General features: G+C 63.4%; 1 protein-coding gene. It reads left to right on the forward strand.

Going from position 1 to position 2066, the window contains the following annotated elements:
- A partial coding sequence (locus A6301_RS16215) for a tandem-95 repeat protein (protein WP_234258265.1) occupies nucleotides 1–2066 on the forward strand: 2066 nt, incomplete at both ends.

Here is a 2066-nt window from a genome sequence, read left to right on the forward strand (position 1 = left end):
GGCGCCTACACCTATACGCCGGGCGCCAACTTTAACGGCAATGACCGCTTTATTGTCACGGTATCGGACGGTAACGGCGGCACCACCACCAGTACCGTCAGTATCGGGGTACGCCCGGTCAACGACGCCCCGGTGACGGCCGACCAGTCGATAGCCACGGATGAAGATACGCCGGTGAGCGGCACCATTGTGGCGACCGACGTCGACGGCGATACGCTGCGCTACAGCGTGAGCACACAGCCGCAGCACGGTACCCTGACCCTGGACGGGGCGACGGGGCAGTACACCTATACGCCGGCGCAGGACTACAACGGCAACGATCGCTTTATTGTCACGGTATCGGACGGTAACGGCGGCACCACCACCAGCACCGTCAGTATCGGGGTACGCCCGGTCAACGACGCCCCGGTGACGGCGGACCAGTCGATAGCCACGGATGAAGATACGCCGGTGAGCGGCACCATTGTGGCGACCGACGTCGACGGCGATACGCTGAGTTATACGGTCGGTACCCCACCGGCCAACGGTACGCTGACGCTCAATGGTGCTACCGGGGCGTATACCTATACGCCGGGCGCCAACTTTAACGGCAATGACCGTTTTGTGGTCACGGTGTCGGACGGCAACGGCGGCACCACCACCAGCACCGTGAGTATCGGGGTGCGGCCGGTGAATGATGCACCGGTGACGGCCGACCAGAGTATTGCCACGGATGAAGATACGCCGGTGAGCGGCACCATTGTGGCCACCGATGTGGACGGCGACACCCTGAGTTATACGGTCGGCACGCCACCGGCCAACGGCACGCTGACGCTGGATGGCACCACCGGGGCGTACACCTATACGCCGGGCGCCAACTTTAACGGCAATGACCGTTTTGTGGTCACGGTGTCGGACGGCAACGGCGGCACCACCATCAGTACGGTGAGCATTGGGGTGCGCCCGGTGAACGATGCGCCAGTGACCGCTGACCAGTCGATAGCCACGGATGAAGATACACCGGTGAGCGGCACCATTGTGGCGACCGACGTCGACGGCGACACCCTGAGTTATACCGTCGGTACGCCACCGGCCAATGGCACGCTGACGTTAAACAGTGCGACTGGCGCGTACACCTATACGCCGGGCACCAACTTTAACGGCAATGACCGTTTTGTGGTGACGGTGTCGGACGGCAACAGGGGCACCACCACCAGCACGGTGAGCATTGGGGTGCGGCCGGTGAACGACGCCCCGGTGACGGCGGACCAGTCGATAGCCACGGATGAAGATACGCCGGTGAGCGGCACCATTGTGGCCACCGATGTGGATGGCGACACCCTGAGTTATACGGTCGGTACCCCGCCGGCCAACGGCACGCTGACGCTGGATGGCACCACCGGGGCGTACACCTATACGCCGGGCGCCAACTTTAACGGCAATGACCGCTTTGTCGTCACGGTGTCAGACGGCAACGGCGGGACGACGACCAGCACGGTGAGCATTGGGGTACGGCCGGTGAACGATGCGCCGGTGACGGCGGATCAGAGTATTGCCACGGATGAAGACACGCCGGTGAGCGGCACCATTGTGGCGACCGATGTGGATGGCGATACGCTGAGCTATACGGTGAACACGCAACCGGCCAACGGTACCCTGACGCTGGACGGCGCGACTGGGCAATACACCTATACGCCGGGCGCCAACTTTAACGGTAACGACCGCTTTGTCGTCACCGTCTCGGACGGCAACGGCGGCACCACCACCAGTACGGTGAGCATTGGGGTGCGGCCGGTGAACGATGCGCCGGTGACGGCGGATCAGAGTATTGCCACCGATGAAGACACGCCGGTGAGCGGCACCATTGTGGCCACCGACGTGGACGGCGACACCCTGCGTTACAGCGTGAGTACGCAACCTGCTAACGGCACGCTGACGCTGGATGGTACCACCGGGGCGTACACCTATACGCCGGGCGCCAACTTTAACGGTAACGACCGCTTTGTGGTCACGGTGTCGGACGGCAACGGCGGCACCACCACCAGCACCGTCAGCATTGGAGTACGGCCGGTCAACGACGCACCGGT

The sequence above is a fragment of the Pectobacterium sp. IFB5596 genome (assembly GCF_021432585.1).
GTDB classification, from domain to species: Bacteria; Pseudomonadota; Gammaproteobacteria; order Enterobacterales; family Enterobacteriaceae; genus Pectobacterium; species Pectobacterium punjabense.